The sequence below is a fragment of the Geomicrobium sp. JSM 1781026 genome (assembly GCF_041949955.1).
Lineage (GTDB): Bacteria > Bacillota > Bacilli > Bacillales > Marinococcaceae > Geomicrobium_A.
In genome coordinates this window covers 132,049-150,355 of sequence record NZ_JBHFQF010000010.1, presented here as the reverse complement: position 1 = coordinate 150,355, position 18,307 = coordinate 132,049, and the positions used below count along the sequence as shown (strand labels likewise).

General features: G+C 45.6%; 16 protein-coding genes. 9 read left to right on the top strand and 7 right to left on the bottom strand.

Annotation, left to right across the window (positions count from 1 at the left end; translation table 11 throughout):
• Positions 1–4: 4 nt before the first annotated feature.
• The gene (locus tag ACE1TF_RS17210; RefSeq protein ID WP_375018601.1) at positions 5–790 is read right to left on the bottom strand and encodes an ABC transporter ATP-binding protein; all 786 of its coding nucleotides are present in this window, start codon (positions 788–790) and stop codon (positions 5–7) included.
• A 110-nt stretch (positions 791–900) separates the two neighbouring features.
• On the opposite strand from ACE1TF_RS17210, the gene ACE1TF_RS17205 reads away from it, so the two are divergent.
• The 3 genes from ACE1TF_RS17205 to ACE1TF_RS17195 all read left to right on the top strand — a co-directional run bounded on the left by ACE1TF_RS17205 (position 901) and on the right by ACE1TF_RS17195 (position 4,549).
• Positions 901–2,073 carry a GAF domain-containing sensor histidine kinase gene (locus tag ACE1TF_RS17205; protein ID WP_375018599.1) on the top strand — a complete coding sequence of 391 codons (1,173 nt, stop codon included), beginning with the start codon at positions 901–903 and terminating at the stop codon, positions 2,071–2,073.
• A complete protein-coding gene (locus ACE1TF_RS17200) occupies positions 2,045–2,698 on the top strand; it encodes a response regulator (protein WP_375018597.1) in 654 nt (217 codons plus the stop codon). Before ACE1TF_RS17205 ends, ACE1TF_RS17200 begins: the two co-directional genes overlap by 29 nt.
• Before the next feature lie 129 nt (positions 2,699–2,827).
• Positions 2,828–4,549, top strand: coding sequence for a Rieske (2Fe-2S) protein (locus ACE1TF_RS17195; RefSeq protein ID WP_375018595.1), 1,722 nt, complete (start codon positions 2,828–2,830; stop codon positions 4,547–4,549).
• A 1-nt stretch (position 4,550) separates the two neighbouring features.
• Here the strand turns inward: ACE1TF_RS17195 and ACE1TF_RS17190 are convergent, their stop codons facing one another.
• Positions 4,551–4,964: a carboxymuconolactone decarboxylase family protein gene (locus ACE1TF_RS17190; RefSeq protein ID WP_375018593.1), complete on the bottom strand. Its 414-nt coding sequence runs from the start codon at positions 4,962–4,964 to the stop codon at positions 4,551–4,553.
• A gap of 116 nt (positions 4,965–5,080) precedes the next feature.
• Between ACE1TF_RS17190 and ACE1TF_RS17185 the strand changes: the two genes are divergently transcribed.
• Entirely contained in the window at positions 5,081–5,527 is a 447-nt protein-coding gene (locus ACE1TF_RS17185; protein WP_375018591.1) for an Lrp/AsnC family transcriptional regulator, read from the top strand.
• On the opposite strand, the gene ACE1TF_RS17180 is transcribed toward ACE1TF_RS17185, so the two are convergent.
• The 5 genes from ACE1TF_RS17180 to ACE1TF_RS17160 form a co-directional block, all read right to left on the bottom strand.
• A complete protein-coding gene (locus ACE1TF_RS17180) occupies positions 5,504–6,280 on the bottom strand; it encodes an alpha/beta fold hydrolase (protein WP_042399669.1) in 777 nt (258 codons plus the stop codon). The two genes, ACE1TF_RS17185 and ACE1TF_RS17180, sit on opposite strands and share 24 nt — an antisense overlap.
• Positions 6,281–6,316: 36 nt before the next feature.
• Positions 6,317–7,573: an Nramp family divalent metal transporter gene (locus ACE1TF_RS17175; protein ID WP_483867168.1), complete on the bottom strand. Its 1,257-nt coding sequence runs from the start codon at positions 7,571–7,573 to the stop codon at positions 6,317–6,319.
• Between the two features lie 85 nt (positions 7,574–7,658).
• On the bottom strand, positions 7,659–9,335 hold the full coding sequence (gene argS / locus ACE1TF_RS17170) for an arginine--tRNA ligase (protein ID WP_375018589.1): 1,677 nt from the start codon (positions 9,333–9,335) through the stop codon (positions 7,659–7,661).
• A gap of 3 nt (positions 9,336–9,338) precedes the next feature.
• A complete protein-coding gene (locus tag ACE1TF_RS17165; protein ID WP_042399666.1) occupies positions 9,339–9,779 on the bottom strand; it encodes a YwiB family protein in 441 nt (146 codons plus the stop codon).
• A gap of 144 nt (positions 9,780–9,923) precedes the next feature.
• A complete protein-coding gene (locus ACE1TF_RS17160; RefSeq protein ID WP_375018587.1) occupies positions 9,924–10,388 on the bottom strand; it encodes a nucleoside deaminase in 465 nt (154 codons plus the stop codon).
• A gap of 180 nt (positions 10,389–10,568) precedes the next feature.
• On the opposite strand from ACE1TF_RS17160, the gene ACE1TF_RS17155 reads away from it, so the two are divergent.
• From ACE1TF_RS17155 to ACE1TF_RS17135, 5 genes are all read left to right on the top strand, one after another.
• Positions 10,569–11,063 carry a hypothetical protein gene (locus tag ACE1TF_RS17155; protein WP_042399661.1) on the top strand — a complete coding sequence of 165 codons (495 nt, stop codon included), beginning with the start codon at positions 10,569–10,571 and terminating at the stop codon, positions 11,061–11,063.
• A gap of 543 nt (positions 11,064–11,606) precedes the next feature.
• A complete protein-coding gene (locus ACE1TF_RS17150) occupies positions 11,607–13,874 on the top strand; it encodes a ribonucleoside-diphosphate reductase subunit alpha (protein ID WP_042399742.1) in 2,268 nt (755 codons plus the stop codon).
• A complete protein-coding gene (locus ACE1TF_RS17145; RefSeq protein ID WP_375018585.1) occupies positions 13,864–14,310 on the top strand; it encodes a flavodoxin domain-containing protein in 447 nt (148 codons plus the stop codon). Before ACE1TF_RS17150 ends, ACE1TF_RS17145 begins: the two co-directional genes overlap by 11 nt.
• Before the next feature lies 1 nt (position 14,311).
• The gene (locus ACE1TF_RS17140) at positions 14,312–15,343 is read left to right on the top strand and encodes a ribonucleotide-diphosphate reductase subunit beta (RefSeq protein WP_375018618.1); all 1,032 of its coding nucleotides are present in this window, start codon (positions 14,312–14,314) and stop codon (positions 15,341–15,343) included.
• Positions 15,344–17,276: 1,933 nt separating this feature from the next.
• Positions 17,277–18,302, top strand: coding sequence for a tripartite tricarboxylate transporter substrate binding protein (locus ACE1TF_RS17135; RefSeq protein ID WP_052363677.1), 1,026 nt, complete (start codon positions 17,277–17,279; stop codon positions 18,300–18,302).
• Positions 18,303–18,307: the final 5 nt, after the last annotated feature.

Genomic DNA, 18,307 nt, shown 5'->3' with positions numbered 1-18,307 from the left:
AGATTTATCTAATAACCTCTTTTGGAATCTCTAAGGAATACATACCTTCATTCTCTCGAATGACAACCGAAGTCTCGCAAAATGCTGACAATGTTTCCGAAGTCATTTGTTCCTCTGTTTTTCCTTTCGAGAACACTTTTCCTTCTTTTAGTAGTAATGTATGTGTGAATTGAGGTAAGATTTCATCTATTTGATGTGTCACATACAAAATCGTCGTCTTCTCTCGATCAGCAATCTTCTCAATGAGCGTTAACAACTGCGCTTTAGCGAGAAAATCAAGACCGTTGCACGGTTCATCAAGGATGAGAATGTCGGGTTCTGCCATGAGCGCCCGCGCAATCAACACCCGCTGTTTCTCCCCTTGTGACATCTGTTCGTACGGCTGACGCTCCACATGTTCGACGCCGAGCATCTGTAATAACTTCTCGGCTTTTTGCATCTCTTTCTCGCTCGGATGGATATGCAAGCCAATGGAAGCGTGCATGCCACTCAACACGACTTCAATGCCGAAATTTTGTTGCTGGTGTTGCATTTTTTCTGAAAACGAAAAACTTACCCAGCCGATCCGTTTTCGAACGTCTTGCCAGGGGGATTCCCCGAACGTCTGACCAAGCACTTGCACCTTGCCTTTTGTCGGAAACTGATAGCCACATATGACATTTAACATCGCTGTCTTCCCAGCCCCGTTCATTCCTAAAATCGCCCAGTGCTCTCCTTGATGAACGTCCCAATCAATCTGGTCAAGAATTGTTTTCTCACGGACAAAACTCACACCCTTGAGTGAAATCATAAGCGCTTCTCCCCTTTTCCTTCATTGTACATGCAATCCCAGCGGTTTCCCAAGCTTTCATCTTTTCAATTCTTTCGACCTGGACTAAAATAAATAGAGGAGTTGATCGTATGAAAAAATCCCCACCACATTCTTACGACTATTTGTTACACGTTCAACGAGAGATTTCTGAGACGTTAAATGAAAGCACCGACATATTTGAAACGTTACAAAGTTGCTTAGAAAAACTTCTGAAAATGATGAATTTATCAACAGGTTGGATTTTCTTACTGTATCATCACGACGATTACGAACTTGCCTCCTACCACCAACTCCCGCCAGCGTTAAACAAAAACGACCAGGCGATTATGAAACAACAAGATGGTTGTTCGGATTGTTACTGTTTAAATCGCTATCGTGAAGGCCGACTTGCACAAGCGGTTCAATCCATTCGGTGTGCGCGACTTAGCGACGCTTTGTCGCTCGACAAACATGCAGATACGAACGGTCTCACGCATCATGCGAGTGTTCCACTAACGGTTCGAGGTAGCAAAGTCGGTTTGTTAAATTTGGCCACACCAGGAATGAGAGACTTTGAAAAAGAAGAGTTGCTTTTATTGGAGTCCATTGCCTACCAAATTGGCGCTACCGTTGAACGAATTCGTCTTTATCATAAACAAAGCGATCTGCTTATTACGAATGAGCGGACCCGGCTCGCTAGAGACTTGCACGACTCGGTTAAACAGAAACTTTTTGCCTTATCGTTAACATCTAAAGGCATTGAAGCTCTATGTAAAGACCTTCCTGCGATTACTGATGCTGCTAAAGACGTTGGCACTCTCTCACAAGAAGCTTTGCAAGAGATGCAAAGTCTTATATGGCAACTCCGCCCAGAACATCGTGAAGATGCGCTTGCCGATACGCTGGAAAAACATGCGTTGCGACTCGGTCTACGCCCTTTCATACAATGCCGAACGTTATCTTTAACAGAAACAGTGAACGAGTCATTCATAAAAATCGGCCAGGAAGCGATCTACAATGTATTTAAGCATGCAGAAACGGATCAGTTAACCATTGTTCTTGACACCGTTGATGAGGATGTTGTTTTTGAGATTACGGATCTTGGTGTTGGCGGCGCAGCCTCATTACCAGGCCGTCTCGGCATGAAGAGCATGCAGGAAAGAGCTGAGCAAATCGGTGCTGACTTCTCGGTTACGAGCCCGCACAGAGCAGGGACAAAAATTACGATTTGCTTAAGAAAGGAGGCAGCTTGCGTTGCCAACGACGGTACTACTTGTAGATGACCATAATGTCGTCTTAAAAGGACTGCGGTTTTTCCTTGAAACGAAAGCAGATATTCATGTTGTAGGTATGGCGAATGACGGCAAAGAGGCGTATGCACTTGCGATGGACGTAAGGCCCGACGTGATTGTTATGGATGTGATCATGCCAGGACAAAATGGCATCGTTACGACTGAACAATTAAAGAAAGACTTGCCGGACACGAAGATCATCATGTTGACGAGCTCAGGAGAGAAGGAACACGTAATTCCTGCAATCCGTGCAGGGGCAGACGGCTATCAATTGAAGGATATCGACCCTGACTATTTGTACGAGACGATTGTGCACGTGGCGAGCGGCGAGCGTGAACATGCGTTGCACCCTCAAGTTGCAAGCCAACTTATGACACACGTCGCGACGGATGATGGACCCAGTGCATTTGCTCTTCTCACGGCAAGAGAAGCGGAAACGCTTCGACAAGTGACATTAGGAAAAAGCAATAAAGAGATTGCTACTGCCCTTTTTATTAGCGAAAAAACGGTGAAAACTCACCTTACGAACATCTTTTCAAAACTTCATGTCAACGACCGTACGCAAGCGGCGATTCTCGCACTGAAAAATCAGTGGTTCAACGATATTCAGGCGTAGACTCAACTACGACGAATGTCTGATTACTCGCTCAACCCTTTTTCGTATCGATAATCTAGCCTTATGCTCGGTGAGTGTAACTGCGATTCCCCGGATAATGGAATTACACAACCGAGGAGGGGATCGACGATGAGCTGGCAAAAAGCTTGTTCGATGGAAGAGTTAAAAAAGGAAAAAGTGAAACTGATAAAAGGTGGCATTGTTGTTCTTCTTCATGAAGGGCATGTATACGCAATAGATAACCGCTGCCCGCATATGGGCTTTCCGCTCCATATGGGTAGCCTTAAAAATGGCATATTGACGTGTCAATGGCATCACGCACGGTTTGATCTTTCTAGCGGGGGAACGCTCGACCCTTGGGCAGATGATCTCATCAAATATGAAACCGACATTCAAGATGAGCAAATTTATGTAAATATGGCTCGAGCAACAGGAGACAGAGCTACCTATCATATGAACCAACTACAAAAAGGTTTGGAACAAAACCTTAGCCTACTCATTGGCAAAGGCGTTGTCGGTTTACTCACGATCGACACAAAACATGTTCGTGACATTTTGCACGCCGGCATTCGCTTTGGTACCACTTCAAAAAACGCCGGTTTTGATCGCGGCGTAACGACACTCGTGGCGATGGTCAATGTTCTCCCTAAACTCCAGTTGCGTGTACAAGTTCAAGCGCTCTACCAAGCGCTCGTTATGGTTGCAAGTGACGGGGCAAATCGGGCCCCGAAACGAAAGTTGACACCACTCACGACACGGGCAGATAGGGAAGAACGATGGGTTGACTGGTATACCGATTGCACGAATGTTCGAGACGCACAAGGGGCAGAGCGAATTCTACTTTCGGCAATGCACACGTACTCCAAAGAAGCGTTGTCACAGCTCGTCATGCGCGCTGTCACCGAACATTATTATATGAATGATGGGCATGTACTTGATTTTACGAACAAAGCGTTTGAGGCGATTGAGCTATGTGATGACGCGTATCATTCCGATATTTTAGCGTCATTGCCGATGATCGTCACGACCGCTGAACGGAGCGAAGAGAAATCTCGCTGGCGCGCGCCCGTAGATTACTACACGCTCGTGGAAGAAGCGCTGAAGGACATTGAAACCGCTGGTGTCGACCCGTCCACTGCACATGATGACGGAGCGCTCCTTACCGCTTTATTGGAATCTCAAGATGGCAGTTCAATCCAAGCCGTAAAGCAGGTAATCATGCAAGGTGTGCCCCTTGAGAATATCGCACGCGTCATTACCCTCGCAGCAGCTACAAGAATTGTCCATTTTAGTACGCAGAATGATTTTGACGACTGGAATACGGTATTGCATACGTTCTCGCACGCCCACGCCGTCCATGCATCACTACAAAGGTCACATGATCCGAGCCTCATTCGTGCTATGATGCATACCGTCGTGAGCTTATCACTGGATTCTTTCTTGAACATCCCTGCTGCCAAACGTCCCGTTGCAGCCGAACTTGACGATGACGAGTTGCATCATTTCTTAGCTCTTTTTGATACGCAACAGCCGGTAGAAGTCGCCGCACAGTGGGCGCTTAGTTATTCCGACAAACATGCCGATACCGGACCATTATTCGCCACAATTGGCGAAGCAATGTTGCGTGAGGACGCTGGATTTCATACGTTGCAAATGTATGAGGCCGCTACTGCTGAATACGACAACTGGAATTCCTTTGACAATGACTTTGCGAAACGGGCAAAGGACACGTTGCTCGTCGCGCTCGTCCGTTACGTGGCTGCCCATTCCCCGACGCCGAGGGAGCTGCCGCGCTTTGCGGATATCGCTTGGCGATTGCACCGGGGTGAGAAGATATTCGAAGATGCGTAACTTACGTTTCGCTCCCTAACTTTACTGCTGCACCAAATTGCTGAGAGGCGTTTGCAAATGTGATCCACGCAATCAGTTCCACGACCTCTTCATTTGTAAACGTCTCTTGTAACCGTGCGAAAACAGCATCAGGGATTTCCCCATTCAATTGTTGAAAAACAACTGCGAAGCCTGTTGCCACAACTTGTCGTTCATTGATATGCAACTCATCTGGCTTGCCTTTTCTTTTACAGTATTCACAGGAATTGACTTCGGCGAGGGTGCGGCGAACTTGTTCTTTCAGTGATACGGACAACCGCCCATAATGAATAAGATCTTCTTCTAAGTCGACCCATTTCCACATCACACGTTCACACGTACCAAGAACTTGTTGAAATGGGGTGTCACCTTTTGTTGCGTACGGTATTCTAGTCATATGATCGCCTCCTACATAACATCATGAACGAATGTTCGGGACGAATCTTTCGATAATAAAATAATTCAACAGAAAAACTTTTGATTTTAAAGATTATATAGGAGAAAACGTTCATTATGAAAATCGATCAACACGACGCTGAAATCATCAAACAATTGCGTATAAACAGTCGAATATCCTTGAAAGAATTGAGTGAATGCGTGTCACTTTCTGCACCTTCTGTTCGAGAGCGTATGAAACAGCTCGAATCGTTTGGTGTAATTAAAAATTATACCGTCAACGTGGATTTCGAAGCGCTCGGTAAGCCCGTTCAATGCATTGTGGAAGCCACACTATTGAACCGTAATTACGACGCGTTTCAAGAAATGATTAAAAAACAAGCGAACGTTGAATTTTGTTACCGAATTGCTGGTCGTGCGTGCTACATGCTAAAACTTCACTTTCCAAGCTTTAAAGATGCAGAAGCTTGGATCAACCGCATGTCCACGTGGGCAACAACGGTCACGCATTTTATTTTTTCTGAAGTACACATGGATCATTCACGGATTGTTCATGAGGAATGACCTTAATACAGCGTTGAACTCTTTTGACCTTCTCGTCGGCACTTGATGCCCAACCCCGTCAATATAAACGGTGTCAATTCTCGCCTTTTTCACCTGTTCATAGAAAGTGGATTGATATCCTTGTACGTAGCGGTCGTGAATGCCGTACACGAGCAACGTTGGCGCCGTCAATTGCCCGAGTGCGTTCGTATAATCTGCTTCAACGCCAGCCCGATACCAACTCGCCAAAACGTCAGACTGTACGCTTTGCACGGTTCTTCTCATGCGTTCACGAGCTTCTTTATGCTTCGTATGAGAACGTGAAAGCACTTTAGACATAAGAGATTGCCAAGTGTGTTCAGCCGCATAAACGCCTAGCCTAAACTCTCGCTCCAATAAAAGCGTATCAACGACAGGGAACCCACCGATCAACACGAGGCCCCTAACACGCTTTGGAAATCTTAATGCGAATTCCAATGCCGCCAGCCCCCCGCAAGAATAACCAACGAGCACGACCCGCTCGTCTTGTTCATAATCTGCGAGCGCTCGGGCGTCTTCTGCCCACAGTTTGAGCGAGAGCGGTTCTCTCCCACTCTCGCTCAAGGCGTGCCCTCGCGCATTTAATGCGACAAGCTTATACCACTCGGCTAACGGTGTTTGCTCTGTAAACACCGCGGCCCCAAGTGCCGGGGGATGAAAGAAATAGACCGGTTCACCCTCCCCTATTCGATCATAGTGCAGCATCGTTCCATCTTCAGTCGAAAATAAATACATTACAAGCACCTCACTTACGTGTTACGGTGCCCGAATTCAGCCGATAAAATCCATAATTGCTGTCACTAAACTATATACGCCAAGCCCTGTACAAATGAGCACGATAAGCCCGCCAATAATGTTTAACTTCACCGAGTTGACGTACTCTCCGAGCAGCTTTTTGTTGTTTAGAACGACGAGCAAGAAGATCGCAATGACCGGTAAAATAATGCCATTTAATGCTTGTGCGAACAACAGAATTGATAGAGGCTCAAAGCCGGTCGCTGATGTAATAATACCAATCCCGATCACAACTCCAAACACGATCTTGAACGCTTTCTTATCAAATCCCGAGCCCCATTTCATTACCCCGCTGATCGTGTATGCGGCGCCAATTGGGGCGGCGACCGCTGATGAAAACCCTGCGGCAAGCATGCCGATACTAATGAATATGACGGCCCACGGCCCTAACAAAGGCTCTAGCGCCATCCCTAATTCATTTACACTCTCCACTTCTACCCCACGAATAACAGCCCCTGCAGTAATAAGTATTGCTGACGTAATTAAACCGCCTAAACCGATGGAAAGTATGATATCTAAACGGGCGGATTTTAAATCTCTCGCATCTCGCCAACGTTCTTGTACACTTGAAGCGTGCAAAAACAAATTGTACGGAACGACTGTTGTTCCGATTAATGCAACAACGATAATGATTGACCCTGACGGTACAGTAGGTATGAAGGCTCCTTGGAACAATTCACCGAGCGGAGTGTCGACGACAATCATCGTCGTAATAAACGTCACACTCATCACCGCAACCAATACGATAAGTAGTTTTTCGACTATTTTGTATGAGCCAAAAAGACCGATCAGCAAAATGATGATTCCAAGGATCGGTGCGATCACATTTGCATCAACGCCGGTGAGCATGCTAACCCCCAATGCGCCACCGGTTAAGTCTCCAGCCATATAAGCGGCACAACCGACGCCAATAGAGATTGAGACGAGGCCAATCGTTCCATACTTCAAGAGCGGTCGCTGAAACTGGTCATGCAATGCTTCCCCAAGACCTTTCTTTGAAACAATTCCTAATCTTGCCGCCATTTCTTGTAAAAACATCGTGGCGACAATGGAGAAAAGAACGGTCCAAAGTAATGTAAACCCAAACGATGCCCCAGCTCGTGTCGCTGTCGTCACCGTACCAGGTCCAATAAATGACGCAGTGATAATGGCTCCTGGACCGATGACTTTCAATTTTGAGACGATGCGGTCTTTCATTGATTGTTGGCGTGTTTCTAGTTCCAATTTATCCACCTCTATTCGTCTGTCTCATAGGAATATTCTGATTAATGATGGTACAAAAAACAGCGACCAAGGTTCCTTGCCCGCTGCATCGTTGTTACATCTTTTCTGGTGCATGTACTCCGATGAGTGTCATGCCATTTCTTAATACAATTTGTGCTGCCTTGACGAGTGCAAGGCGAACGTGTGTCAACTCCGGATGATCCGCATCAACAATTCTCTCTGCATTGTAGTAGCTATGGAATGTAGACGCAAGCTCATGCAAGTAGTTCGGAATTCGGTGCTGTGCATAATTGTCCGCTGCGCCTGCAACAACACCCGGAAATTCACCGATTTTCTTTAACAACTCATACGCCTTATCCGAATCGATGAGCTGTAGCTGAACACCCTCGTCTCCAACATAAGCCACACCTTTGTCTTCTGCTTGTTTAAACAAACTGCTAATTCTCGCATGCGCGTATTGTACGTAATAGACCGGGTTCTCATTGGATTCTTGCTCAGCTAAATCCATATCAAAATCCAAATGCGTATCACCGCTTCGCATCGCAAAGAAGTAACGGGTCGCATCCAAGCCTACTTCCTCCCAAAGTTCACGCATCGTAACCGCATTGCCCGTACGCTTGCTCATCTTGACACGCTCACCACTTCGCATGAGGTTTACGTTCTGACCAATTTGGAAGGTCAGCTTTTCTTTCGGATAGCCAAGCGCTTGAATTGCCGCTTCCATTCTCGGAATATATCCGTGATGGTCGGCCCCAAATAAGTCGACGAGCTGATCAAACCCGCGATCGAGCTTATCTTTATGATAAGCAATGTCTGGAAGCAAATACGTGTACGAGCCGTCTTGCTTTACGAGTACACGGTCCTTATCATCTCCGTATGCAGAAGACCGAAACCACGTCGCACCGTCTTGCTCATACACTTCATCGTTCTCTCTGAGCGTTTCTAGCGTCTCAACGACTTTACCAGACGTATACAATGACGTTTCTGAAAACCACGTATTAAATTGAACCCGGAAGTCAGCAAGGTCCGCTTTTAGTTTCTCAAGAAGTTGTGAGAGTCCTAGCTCACGGAACGTTCGTAGACGCTCAGCTTCTTCCATGTCCACAAACCGGTTCCCATGTTCATCTTTAATGCGCTCGCCAATGTGAACAATATCTGCGCCTTGATAACCGTCTTCTGGAATTTCTGCATCCAAACCATTTGCTTGTAAATACCGAACTTCAACGGATTTTGCAAGGTTGTCAATTTGATTCCCGGCATCGTTAATGTAGTACTCTCGCTCCACGTTGTATCCTGCCATTGCCAAGATATTGCTCAACGAGTCGCCGATTGCCGCCCCTCTCGCATGCCCGAGATGTAGCGTGCCTGTCGGGTTAGCAGAGACGAACTCGAGTAACACGGACCGACCATTCCCCGTATTTGACTGCCCATATTTCGAGCCTGCTTGAAGCACATCAGGGAGCACGTCGCGCAGGAAGCGAAGATCTAAAAACAAGTTAATAAACCCCGGTCCAGCGATTTGACACTCTTTTACGAATGCCTTTTCTCGGTCCAAGTTCTCAACAATTGCCGTTGCGATTTCACGCGGGTTCCGCTTCGCAATTTTTGTTAGCTGCATCGCCAAGTTCGTCGCAAAATCACCATGGCTCTTGTCTTTCGGTGTTTCAAGTATGACGGTAGGCATCTGTTCCGGACTAACGAGGCCTGCTGTCACGGCCGCTTCTTGCAATGCCTCTTTCATTTGTTCCTTTGCTTGGTCCAATCTATTCATCGTTTACTGCTTTTCCTCCTTGATCTTGATCTCCACTTCGTAGTGGCCGGCAAGCTGGCCTTGCAGCTCCAAGTCATACACAAATGTTAACTTGCCTAGCAGATCGCTATTCTCATACCATTGTACCTTTACGTCCTCTGTTTTCGCTAGTGTCTGGAATTTGGCGTATGGAGTTTCATAAGAACCTTCCGTCTCTTCGCCTTTTGTGTACACTTGCCGCATGGATACGGCACCGTTTCGTAACACTGTCAAACCGCCTGATTGAATCTTTATAATGGTTTTCACGTCACCAATGTCTTCGAGTTCTTCTGTAAATGTAACGTATGTGCTTTCCGTTTTTTGCACCACTTCTCCGTAACCACTCACAGCAATTCGTTTCTGCTCTCCTGCTTGTTCTACTTGTGTTTGCATTGAAACATGAACCGGAATGCTCTCCTCACTCATTAGGAGCTCCCCTTTCCTATAGTAAAGTGTATCCAAACTCAAACACAGGTGCAATCTCCGTAGAGTTACATTCTCGTTTCACTTTAAAATCCCCGCCTCTAATAACAGCGAGTTTTGTCTAGTATTGGAGGAGCTTTTTGTTTCTTAATAGTTTACCCGGTCTGTTTTTGTTTCCCACTGCTGGAATGGGCGTTTATCGTCGGCCACTAACCGGTGAAAAGGGATGGTCCGTTCTGTGTATGATTTAGAAATCTCATCATAAATAAACGCATCGTCAAATCCAATGGTGGCAGCGTCGTCTTTATTCATCGCATAGAATACCGCTTCTGGACGGGCCCAATAGATCGCTCCCAAACACATCGGGCACGGCTCGCAACTTGTATAAAGCACACAACCTTCAAGTTGAAATGTCCCTAATGTGTTACACGCATCCCGAATGGCTGTAATTTCTGCATGAGCGGTAGGGTCATTGTTCGGCGTTACGCGGTTCCCACCACGACCGATGATTTGTCCGTCTTTTACGACAATCGCGCCAAATGGACCGCCTCCGCTTTCTACGTTCTCACATGCTAAAGCTATGGCTGTCTCTAAATGTTGTTGATGATCCATAATTAAACACTCCTCTATCTATGTATATCCCTATTCTACTGCTTATATTAAAATCGCACCAATTGTCGGTCTCACATCTGACGAATGGTCAGAAGCGTTTATCTTTCCCTTCTTACCCATCTGTTGTAAAATAAATCTCAACTCGTTTAGCGCGGTGACATACATACAGGAGGAAACACAATGAAGCGATGGGTTTGGGCATTGGCGGCAACACTTCTCTTAACAGGTTGCAACAGCTCCGATGAAACGCAAGAAGAATTGCTCTCCTATTTAAACGGACCTTACGATGAATTTTTAGTCATGTACGAGGAAGTAGAACTTATCTATGATGAGTACGATGAGCGTGGTGCAAATGGCGAGGATGAAGAAGTGCTTGAGATTATTCGAGAAGATCTCATCCCCCAGTTTGAATTGATGCAAGACCACCTCACTGACCAACAGTTCGATTCGGATGAAATCGAACAGCTAAATGACTTGCTCATTGAGGAAACCTCTTACAATTTGCAAGCGGTCGAAGTAGACGAGGACGCGTTTAGTTCTGTTGTAGAGAGTGGCGAAGATGCCGAACAACTCTTTGATGAACGCGACGAGCTTTATATGCAAGCCGATGAAGTGCTCGCTGAGTTTGAACAATATCTCGACGAGTTGCTTGACACATACGAGATTGAAGCATAATCATCCTATTGAAGCGCTAGCTATAGGCGGAGAGACCAAAAAATTCTCTCCGTCTTTGCTTTTGTTTTCCATCAATTACAGCTCAAGTTATTTTAAAAAAATGCACGGTAGCACCCAAACGCAACAGCTGTACGTATTGGGCCGTTTTTTGAAGTATCTGTCGTTATTTTTTCATAAAATCTCCTCTTACAATCCACACGCTCTTCGCTTATAATAACGGTCGGAGGTTGATGGCGAATGATTGATGTCGAATTTTCTTTTTTTATGCCAAATCTTATTTTTAGATAACGACTCGTCATTACATCTGCCAACATTGTATGGAGAACGTATGTTTGGTAAACTAGGTTTACATACGAATACCACCGTTTTAATCAACTGAACAAGAACGTTGGAATGTTATTTTCAAATATCGACAAACCACAATTTATAGTGGTAAGCATCTATCACTAACACAACAGATTGTGGTAAAATAAAAGAACGAACACAAGAAGATTGGAAGTGGCCACAGTGACGACGATTACAAAACATGACGGCGCTCGCAAAATGCCCTTTGATAAAGAGCGCTTGTTTGCATTTATTGATGAAGTAACGACCGACATTCGGATCCAAAAATACGTGGACCAATATAAAGAGAAAGTCGCAAAATCCATCGAAGCAAAGCCAGAGTATTCAGCAGCAGACATCACTCAACTTTTGCTTTTAACCGCTGCCGAGAACAATGATATCGATGTTCCAGAATGGACGTATTCCGCTACGAAGATTTTCCTACGCGATTTATACAAGAAAGCGGCATACAATCGTAGCTATGACGCTAAACAACGATACGGAAGTTTTTACGGCCTACAAAAACGTCTCGGTCAGCTCGGCATTTATGACGTAACGATTTTGCGTGATTACACGCAAGAAGAGATCGAAGAAGCGGCTAAGTTTATCGAACCTGATCGTGACCACTTCTTTACTTATGCTGGGTTACGCACGTTGAGTGATCGCTACTTGGCGAAAGGTTACGACGGCAAAGAAGTGTACGAGCTTCCTCAAGAACGCTGGCTTACGATTGCAATGACGCTCATGTCTCAAGAAGACCGCGCGAATCGTCTTTCGCTTGTCAAAGAAGCGTACTGGGCACTTTCTAACCTATACATGACTGTCGCCACACCAACACTTGCAAACGCCGGCAAAAAAGCAGGACAACTATCGAGCTGCTTTATTGATACGATCGACGACAGCTTACAAGGCATCTACGACAGCAACACCGATATTGCAAACGTGAGCAAATACGGAGGCGGAGTGGGCGTCTACATCGGTAAAGTACGTGCTGCAAACTCCGATATCCGTGGCTATAAAAATACATCCTCTGGCGTTGTGCCTTGGATTCGTCAAATTAACAATACTGCTGTGAGTGTCGACCAGCTCGGGACACGCGCAGGGGCTGTTGCAGTCTATCTAGATGTGTGGCATGCCGATATTTTTGAATTTCTTGATCTGCGTTTGAACAACGGAGATGAGCGCAAACGTGCCCATGATATTTTCACAGGCGTGAACTTGCCAGATATTTTCATGGAGACGGTAGAAGCACGTGGTGACTGGTACTTGTTCGATCCTCATGAAGTACGCAAAGTGTTTGGCTGGTCGTTAGAAGACAGCTACGATGAGGAAAAAGGCCGCGGTACATTCCGCGAGCGTTATGAAATGTGTGTCCAATCGACAGAATTAACGAGCCGTCGAAAAGTAAAAGCAATCGACGTGATGAAACGAATTATGCAATCCCAGCTTGAAACAGGTACTCCGTACATGTTTTACCGAGACGAAGTAAACCGTATGAACGCAAACAAGCACGAAGGCATTGTATACAGTTCAAATCTATGTACAGAAATTATGCAGAACATGTCTGAGACCGTTGTTGTTGAACAAATTGAAGACAACGGCGAGATCGTCATCAGAAAGAAACCAGGCGATTTTGTCGTCTGCAACCTTTCTTCAATCAACCTTGGACGTGCGGTTCGCTCAGAAGTGTTGCCACGTTTAATTCCAATCCAAGTTCGGATGCTTGATAACGTGATTGACATTAACAATCTGCCGGTCCTTCAAGCTCAAATTACGAACAAGAAGTATCGTGCGATTGGACTTGGTACTTTCGGGTGGCACCACCTGCTCGTACAAAATGAAATGGATTGGGAAAGCCCGGAAGCCGCTAAGCTTGCCGACGAACTATACGAAGAGATCGCATTTAGAACGATTCAAGCAAGTGCAGACCTCGCTGAAGAAAAAGGCAGTTATCCTGCTTATGCCGGTTCGGAATGGTCAAACGGTCGTTACTTCGAGCGCCACGGCTACCTTGAGCAAAATGACGACCAAGCGTATTCGAGCATCGAGCGCTGGCAAAAGCTCGCCAATCAAGTGCAACAAACAGGAATCCGTAACGGTTATCTAATGGCGGTTGCGCCAAACAGTAGTACCGCAACCATTGCCGGAAGTACCGCAGGCATTGACCCTACGTTTGGTCCAAGTTATGTGGAAGAGAAGAAAAACTATAGAATTACCGTCACTGCTCCTGATATTACTGGCGAGAATTATAAATACTATGAGAAAACAGCCTTTCAACAAGATCAATTCGCCAGCATCAAACACAATGCAGCACGACAAAAACACGTCGATCAATCGCAATCATTTAACCTTTACGTACCGGCTTCCATTAAGGCAAAAACACTGCTTGAGCTTCACTTAGCGGCGTGGAATGCAGGACTTAAAACGACGTATTATGTGCGAAGCAGTAAAATTGATATTCAAGAATGCGAATGGTGTGCAAGCTAGCATGCGCACACTCGTGCTGTATGAATCACTGAGTGGCAACACGAGCCGACTGGCTGCCATCATCGCGGAAATGTTAGAAGACAAAGGAGCGGCTGTTACAATTCAGCCGCTCCGAACCTTCTTAAACCTCAAAAAAGAGGAAGGTCTCGCACTCATTCAAGACAAACAAAAGATCTTGATTGGCACGTACACAGACGACACACATGAGCCTCCTGAACTGGTTGAGGAATTGCTCGAGGAATATGATTTGGCTCATGCTGACGTTGCTGCGTTCGGTACCGGAGACACACAATGGGGAGACAGGTATTGTTTCGCTGCACGTGAGATCGCGCGTGTATACGAGAGTGCTTACCCTGTCCTTAAAATTGAACAGATGCCGGCAAGAAATGATCTTGTGACTATTGAGAAATGGCTGGAGGCGATGGGTAGTGAATAATATGATGCAGAAAGTAGCAATAATGGAACCGGCAAACCCGGTGAAATCAACAGGGATTATCAATGGTCTCTCTAGCGGAATCTTAAATTGGAATGACATTGCGTACCCATCTTTTTATCGGACGTACCGTGAGCTCATGTCGAACTTCTGGATTCCTCAAGAAGTGAACATGAGTCCAGACAGTAAATCAATTGTTGAATTGTCTGATGAGGAGCTTCGGGCATATAAGCTGACGATCGGGCTATTGGCAACATTAGATACACCACAAGCGCGACTCATTCACAGCGTAAGTGAGTATGTAAGTGATGATAGCGTTCATGCAATTGCTGCCGTCATTGCTCAGCAAGAGGTCGTCCATAACGAAAGTTATTCGTATGCACTTTCTTCCCTCTTTAGCTACGAAGAGCAAAAGCAGATCTTTGATGATGCGCGTGTAAACCCGACGATCATTGCACGTAACGAACGGGTAATGGCCGCATATGATGATTTCTTGCAAGAGCCTACAGAGGACAAACTCGTTCGAGTCATTATCTATTCCATCATTCTGGAAGGCATCTTCTTCTATACGGGTTTTGCTTACTTCTACAACTTAGCTCGCCAACAGAAGATGAACGCAACCGCACAAATCATCAGTTTTATTAACCGTGATGAGCTTGTTCACGGTAAGTTCATGTCTGAACTTCTTCGTGCAGTGCTTGGGGAGAACCCACACTTAAACACCGAAGAATTGACTTCATTCATTGAGCAAGAGTTCAAGTATGCGGTTGAATCTGAAATTGAATGGTCGAATGAAGTGTTAGATGGGCTTGTTGGCATCGATATCGATGAAATGCACACGTACATTAAATATCGTGCAAACAAAATGCTTAAAACCCTTGGTATTGATCCAATTTATGAAGATGCTTTAGAAAACGGCATGCCGTGGATCAAAGCATTCGTTGACAACTTTGATGAAACAAAAACCGATTTCTTTGAAGCGAGAAACCGTAGCTACGAGAAAGTCGACGCCGATAACGGCTTCGATGAACTCTAAATATAAGGCCACCTAACGACTGACATGAGGCTGTCTCAAAAGCCTCTAAAATAAAAAGAGAGTACAGATCAAAACCGATCTGTACTCCCTTTTTTGTATGAATGTTTATTCCTGTGTAGTGTTTTTGGCGGGCAGGTCAGGCGACTCAATCTTCATGGCGTTGTGAGGACGAATGTGAACATAACTTTGGAACTGTATGGAATGAACGTAACATTTTCTTCATTTGCACTGTTGGAGGGGTAACGCGGTGCTGCGTGCCATTTTGCGCTTTTGACCGATTTTAGCGCCTATTTCATCAAACGTGCGCGCAGATTCCAGGTTGAAGTGCCAACGACACGTCGGCCCCTCCGGGGCCGAAACGAAACCGCACTCGGTTCGGCGCGGCTCGCGTCGACGTCTTGTGGGTACTTCAGGGCGGGGATGTACAAGTGACCCAGTAATCTGTGACCCAGTAATCTGTTACCGAGTTCACTCATTCTGTTCCCTAATTTATGAGAATACACCGCTTTTCCTACGACTTTCTCCAACTTGAGAACAAGGTCGGTCCCAACTCGAACACAGCTCACACTTTACCAAGCTTCCCATTGGTTCTTAAAGAAATTCTTTAGTTCAACTTATATAGACTGCCGTCCATTCTCTTTAAAGTGCTGAATCTGATTCCATTAACGGATGTTTGGAATCAGATGCCCAGCGATTGGAATCAGAACGACGCAAGACGATCATATATGAGTAAATCTGATTCCAATCAGTGAACTTTGGAACTAGTTCTCCCGTTCTACGCGGGGGTTCAAGCAACTTGGCCGTTATGAACGTACCCAATCGCATCATAAAACCGTTGATAAGAGATTTTAACTTTTCAACAAGCAAAAGTACGAATATACGCCTTCCAATTTCTCCATGCTGGGCACCAAGCAAGGTGTAGGGCTAAAATCTTACCATATAGGCTCCTATGGTAAGATTTCTCTTCTTTTCCGCACCCGGGTGTTGCAAATCCTACCATAGAAATTGAATATCTCACCATAGAACAAACAATGGTATGATTTTAGTTAAATCGACTTCCTAAATGGAAAAAATCCTCCCATAAGCAGGAGCCACTCCGAGGTTTCCTACGTAGAGGCGTCAAGTCAGCGAAAAATTGTAGCACGTTCTGCACCACTCGTTCAGACTAGTCAGCCCAACCATTTCCAAATTCTCATCGCTTTCGTCGTTAGACCGAGGAGGCCCGCCCATCCGGTCCTCAGTAGTCAAGAAAACACGGTGGGCGTCTTTTGGCCACCGATGTTGCCCTTATAGTCTGGACTGCATAGTAGACACGGTGGCAGGGGTTCGCCACCGATGTCGCCCTTGTGCTCTGGAGTGCAAGCATCCGCCTGCAGTGGACAGCAACGACCAACGGTGAAAATAAAGAAGATTTAGAACTCAACATAGGTAGATTCATTCATCGCCACGCATAAAAACCGGTCAATGACCGGTTCTTTTTTCGTATCTATTTTATGAAGGAATTGTTGTGATGATGATCATGCGGCTGCACCAGCAGAAATATCTTTTGTAAACGATTATAGACCTTGACCTCGGTTTACAACTCCAGGTCCGTTAATCAAGTTGTTGTTGATCACGATTCTTCCACAACATTGCTTTTGCTGTGGACGTTGAGGTTTTGGACAGCGGCGTCTCGAGCACCCACAATAATTTTTAACCATTCATCTCACCTCCAGTACTCTTCTATTCTATCCAGAACCCTTGAAGTCTGTAACGACGCTTACCTACGCCCTGTCCTCCGCTTTTGCGTATGTTTACAAAAAAGTACGTGACAGGTTGTCGAAACAGTGCTACAATTCTTTTAATCATTAGTTCCATTCTACACTATTAAATTCCATCAAGTGGAACTTTCCACGTTTTGTAAGCGCTTTTACACATAAAGGGGGACTTATTCATGAAGAAATTTGGACTACTGGCGGGAATGATGACAATTGTCGTTCTCGGTGCATGTGAATCATCAGAAACATCAGGGGAAAGCAATTATCCTACGCGAGATATTAATGGGATCATTCAATGGGGTGAAGGTGGCGCAACAGATAATGTCGCTCGTAGCTTGGCCATTCAAGCAGAAGATGCACTAGATGCTTCATTTGTAATGCAAAACCGAGAAGGCGCAACAGGAGCCATTGCGACACAGTATGTGTATGATCAACCCGCAGACGGCTATAACGTTTTGTTTGGTGCAGAAAATCCGTTAATTTACAATGTGCTCGGTATTTCTGAAAGGGATTACATTGAAGACTTCTATCCAGTGAATATCATTGGGCAAGGTCTTGCGGGAGTTGTCGTGAAGGATGACTCTCCATTTGAAACGTTGGAAGACCTCGTAGAACACGCCCAAGACAACCCTGGCGATCTCACCCTAGGGACAAGCGGTGAAGGTGGGTTGCCACATGTCGTTGCTTCGATGCTTTCTGCAGAGCTTGGTACTGAATTTAACCAAGTTCCTTACGACGGGGATGGTCCACTGTTTACAGCAATGCTAGGGGATCAAATTGATGCAACTGTTGTTGGTGTTGCAGGGGCACAGGAGTATGTTGAAGCTGGTGATATTCGGATGTTATCGATTGTTCATAACGAAGAAGTTGAGGCTTGGGACGCTCCTGCTCTGAGTGATATTTATCCGGAATTCGATAAGTATTTACCGTGGGGTCCATTTTACGGGGCGTTTGTTCACCCAGAGACGCCAGATGATGTAAAGGAGACGCTTGTTTCCGCCTTTAATGAAGCCGTTGAAGAAGAGTCTTTCCAAGAGCTGCTCGCTTCACTCGGAGCGGAGCCGATTAACATTAGTGGTGATGAAGCGGTCGATTGGATGCGCCAAACTCAGGCGGTCTCTGCTTGGTTATTGTATGACGCAGGCGCCACCGAGAATTCACCAGAAGAATTTGATATTCCAAGGGTAGAAGACATTGATTAAGTAAA

Excerpts from the sequence above, each read along its gene's own strand:
- ACE1TF_RS17160 (WP_375018587.1), bottom strand. The coding sequence starts at position 10,388 with ATGGATCATCAACAACATTTAGAGACAGCCATAGCTTTAGCATGTGAG.
- ACE1TF_RS17155 (WP_042399661.1), top strand. The coding sequence starts at position 10,569 with ATGAAGCGATGGGTTTGGGCATTGGCGGCAACACTTCTCTTAACAGGT.
- ACE1TF_RS17150 (WP_042399742.1), top strand. The coding sequence starts at position 11,607 with ATGCCCTTTGATAAAGAGCGCTTGTTTGCATTTATTGATGAAGTAACG.
- ACE1TF_RS17135 (WP_052363677.1), top strand. The coding sequence starts at position 17,277 with ATGAAGAAATTTGGACTACTGGCGGGAATGATGACAATTGTCGTTCTC.
- ACE1TF_RS17140 (WP_375018618.1), top strand. The coding sequence starts at position 14,312 with ATGATGCAGAAAGTAGCAATAATGGAACCGGCAAACCCGGTGAAATCA.
- ACE1TF_RS17210 (WP_375018601.1), bottom strand. The coding sequence starts at position 790 with ATGATTTCACTCAAGGGTGTGAGTTTTGTCCGTGAGAAAACAATTCTT.
- ACE1TF_RS17205 (WP_375018599.1), top strand. The coding sequence starts at position 901 with ATGAAAAAATCCCCACCACATTCTTACGACTATTTGTTACACGTTCAA.
- ACE1TF_RS17195 (WP_375018595.1), top strand. The coding sequence starts at position 2,828 with ATGAGCTGGCAAAAAGCTTGTTCGATGGAAGAGTTAAAAAAGGAAAAA.
- ACE1TF_RS17165 (WP_042399666.1), bottom strand. The coding sequence starts at position 9,779 with ATGAGTGAGGAGAGCATTCCGGTTCATGTTTCAATGCAAACACAAGTA.
- ACE1TF_RS17180 (WP_042399669.1), bottom strand. The coding sequence starts at position 6,280 with ATGTATTTATTTTCGACTGAAGATGGAACGATGCTGCACTATGATCGA.
- ACE1TF_RS17190 (WP_375018593.1), bottom strand. The coding sequence starts at position 4,964 with ATGACTAGAATACCGTACGCAACAAAAGGTGACACCCCATTTCAACAA.
- ACE1TF_RS17185 (WP_375018591.1), top strand. The coding sequence starts at position 5,081 with ATGAAAATCGATCAACACGACGCTGAAATCATCAAACAATTGCGTATA.
- argS (WP_375018589.1), bottom strand. The coding sequence starts at position 9,335 with ATGAATAGATTGGACCAAGCAAAGGAACAAATGAAAGAGGCATTGCAA.